Raw genomic sequence first — 3,353 nt, 5'->3', positions numbered from 1 at the left:
CGCACCGCACCCCGTCGCTCTTCTCCTCACCGTGCTCCTCGCCGACGGTGCCGGCGCCCACAGGTCACGTCTCCGGCGGCCTGCTATCATGCCCCCTCCTGGCGACGAGGTAACCCCGTGAGCTCAAGCCCGACCCTGCGACTCGACGGCGTCGGCATCGGCACGCTCTCCGGCGTGTCGCTGGCCGTCGCCCCCGGCGAGATCCACTGCCTCTCCGGCCCCAGCGGCTCCGGCAAGAGCCGGCTGCTGCGCGCCGTGGCCGACCTCGAGCCCCATGCCGGCGAGGTGTGGCTCGGCGAGCTCGCCCAGGCGTCGCTGCCGGCCCACGCCTGGCGCGCCCGGGTGATGCTGGTGCCGGCGGAGAGCCAGTGGTGGGCGGACGGCGTCGGCGAGCCCTTCCCGTCGCCGCCCGCCGCCGAGGACCTGGCGGCGCTGGGCTTCGAGGAGGCCGTGCTGGGCTGGCAGGTGGCGCGGCTCTCCTCGGGGGAGAAGCAGCGCCTGGCGCTCTTGCGGGCGATCACCCGGGAGCCGGCGGCGCTGCTGCTGGACGAGCCCACCGCCAATCTCGATGAGGCGACGACCCTGGCGGTGGAGGCCTGGCTCCTGACCCGGCTCCGCGCGCGGGGCTGGCCGGCGCTCTGGGTGGCCCATGACCCGGCCCAGATCGCCCGGGTGGCGGCGCGCCACTGGCGCATCCGCGGCATCGCGCTCAGCCCCGAGGAGGTGCGCCCATGGAGGTGATTCCGCTGGCCTGGTGGCAGCTGGCGCTGGCCGCGCTGATGGTGGTGGGGCTGGCCGGCTGTACCGCCGCCCTGCGCCTGGGCATGAGTCGCAGCCTGTTGATCGCCGCGACGCGCACAGTGATCCAGCTCGGGCTGATCGGCCTGGTGCTGGAGGCGCTGTTCGCCGCCGAGCGGCTGCTCTGGGTGGCACTGATGGCGCTGGCCATGCTGCTGATCGCCGGCCGCGAGGTGATGGCGCGCCAGAAACGCCGCCTGAGCGGCGGCTGGGCCTTCGGCATCGGCACCCTGGCGATGTTCCTCTCCGCCTTCACGGTGACCGTGCTGACGCTGACGGTGATCATCGGCCCCGAGCCCTGGTACCGTCCCCAGTACGCCATCCCGCTGCTGGGGATGCTGCTCGGCAACACCATGACCGGGGTGGCACTGGCCCTGGATCGCCTCACCGAGGGCGCCTGGCGCCAGCGGGCGGTGATCGAGAACCGCCTGATGCTCGGCCAGCCCTGGCAGCAGGCGATCGGCGATATCCGCCGCGAGGCGATGCGCAGCGGGCTGATGCCGATGATCAACGCCATGGCCGCCGCCGGGGTGGTCAGCCTGCCCGGCATGATGACCGGCCAGATCCTGGCCGGCACCGCGCCGGGGCTGGCGGTGAAGTATCAGATCCTGATCATGTTCGCGATCACCCTGGGCACCGGCTTCGGCACCCTCGCCGCCGTGGCCGCGGGCAGCCGACGGCTCTTCGACGGCCGGGAGCGGCTGCGCCTCGACCGGCTGGCGCCGCCGCGCCGCTGATCAGGGGCGGGCGAGGAACTCGGCCACCAGCACGGCGAGCCGCTCCGGGCACTCCCGGTGGGGCACGTGGCCGCAGGGCAGGATGCGCGGCTCGGCGGGCCCGGGGGTGAGGGCGGCGATGCGCTGCGGCTGGGCCAGGGAGCCATACTCGTCGTGTTCACCGTGGATGGCCACCACCCGCGCCAGGGCGGGATCCAGGCGCCAGTCGGCGAAGGCCTCGGAGTGCCAGTTGTCCACCCAGCTCCGCAGCACCCACTCGGCCTTGTCGCCGTGGTAGCGCGCCAGCCGCCCCAGGGCGCCGGGCTCGGCGAAGGCGGCCTCGGCCTCGCGGATGCCGGCCAGGGTGCGGGGCTCGGTGAAGGCCTGGCCAGCCACGGTGATCAGCGCCTCGCAGCCGTCGGCATGCCCCCCGGCCACCTCCACGGCCATGCCCCCGCCCACGCTGTGGCCGAGCGCCACGAAGCGCTCCAGGGCGAAGTGCTCGCGCACCCGGGCGAAGGCGTCGCGGGGCTCGTCGGCGATGAAACTCGCCGGCTGGGGCCCCGGAAACGGCGCCGAGCGCCCGTAGCCCCGGCGGTCGTAGGCGATCACCTCGCGACCGGTGGCCCGGGTGAGCAGGGCAGGGAAGTCCCGCCACAGCGCCACGCAGCCCAGGGAGTCATGGAGCAGCACGATGGGGCTGGGTGTCGCGTCTGGCGTGTCCGGCCGCCAGCGGGCGACGTGCAGGCCGCCCGCCGGGGTCTCGAGGATGATCGCCTCCATCAGTCGATCAGTTCGACCGCCACCGCGGTGGCCTCGCCGCCGCCGATGCACAGGCTTGCGATGCCGCGCTTGCCGCCGCGGGTGCGCAGGGCGTGGATCAGGGTGGCGATGATGCGCGAGCCGGTGGAGCCGATGGGATGGCCCTGGGCGCAGGCGCCGCCGTAGACGTTGACCTTGTCGTGGGGGATGTCGAGCCCGTCCATGGCCAGCAGGGTGACCACGGCGAAGGCCTCGTTGATCTCGAAGAGGTCGACGTCGCTCACGCTCCAGTCCAGCTTCTTCAGCAGCTTGTCGATGGCGCCCACCGGGGCGATGGTGAACTCGCTGGGGTGCTGAGAGTGGGTGCTGTGGCCCAGCATGCGGGCCAGGGGCTTGGCGCCCAGGCGCTCGGCGGCCGCCTGGCTGGCGAGGATCAGCGCCGAGGCGCCGTCGGAGATGGAGCTGGCGTTGGCCGCGGTGATGGTGCCCTCTTTGGCGAAGGCGGGGCGCAGCGAGCGGATCTTGTCCAGCTTGGCCTGGAAGGGCTGCTCGTCGTGCTCCACCACGGTCTCGCCCTGGCGGGTGGTGACGGTGACCGGGGCCATCTCGGCGGCCAGGTGGCCGGCGTTGGTGGCCGCCATGGCGCGCTCCAGCGAGGCGATGGCGAAGTCGTCCAGGCGCTCGCGGCTGTAGTCGCGGGCGCTGGCGACGTCCTGGGCGAAGACCCCCATCAGCTTGCCGGTCTCGGCGTCCTCCAGGCCGTCCAGGAACATATGGTCCTTGAGCTCGCCGTGGCCCAGGCGATAGCCGGTGCGCGCCTTGGTCAGCACGTGGGGGGCATTGGACATGGACTCCATGCCGCCGGCCAACATCACCTCGCCGCTGCCGGCACGGATCAGGTCGTGGGCCAGCATGGTGGCCTTCATGCCCGAGCCGCACAGCTTGTTGATGGTGGTGGCGCCGATGCCGTCGGGGATGCCGGCCTGGCGCATGGCCTGGCGGGCCGGGCCCTGCTTGACGCCGCCAGGCAGCACGCAGCCCAGGATGCCCTCGTCGATGGCCGAGGCCTCGATGCCG

At 73.3% G+C, this 3,353-nt stretch carries 4 protein-coding genes; 2 read left to right on the top strand and 2 right to left on the bottom strand.

What is annotated here, in order from left to right:
• The first annotated feature begins 117 nt into the window (after positions 1-117).
• Together J5F18_RS14140 and fetB are read left to right on the top strand one after the other, a co-directional pair.
• Positions 118-741, top strand: coding sequence for an ATP-binding cassette domain-containing protein (locus J5F18_RS14140; RefSeq protein ID WP_346299231.1), 624 nt, complete (start codon positions 118-120; stop codon positions 739-741).
• A complete protein-coding gene (gene fetB / locus J5F18_RS14135; RefSeq protein ID WP_346299230.1) occupies positions 732-1,535 on the top strand; it encodes an iron export ABC transporter permease subunit FetB in 804 nt (267 codons plus the stop codon). The genes J5F18_RS14140 and fetB overlap by 10 nt, the downstream gene beginning before the upstream one ends.
• Here the strand turns inward: fetB and J5F18_RS14130 are convergent, their stop codons facing one another.
• Both J5F18_RS14130 and J5F18_RS14125 read right to left on the bottom strand, forming a co-directional pair.
• Positions 1,536-2,297 (bottom strand): alpha/beta fold hydrolase, encoded by a 762-nt coding sequence (locus tag J5F18_RS14130; protein WP_346299229.1) that lies wholly within the window; start codon positions 2,295-2,297, stop codon positions 1,536-1,538.
• Positions 2,297-3,353 (bottom strand): acetyl-CoA C-acyltransferase (locus tag J5F18_RS14125; protein ID WP_346299228.1); only part of this gene is annotated, 1,057 nt, incomplete at its 5' end. The genes J5F18_RS14125 and J5F18_RS14130, both read right to left, overlap by 1 nt.

Source organism: Halomonas sp. BM-2019, from assembly GCF_017584085.1.
Note: the sequence above shows the minus strand (reverse complement) of the source record. Positions and strands in the feature narration are given on the sequence as shown.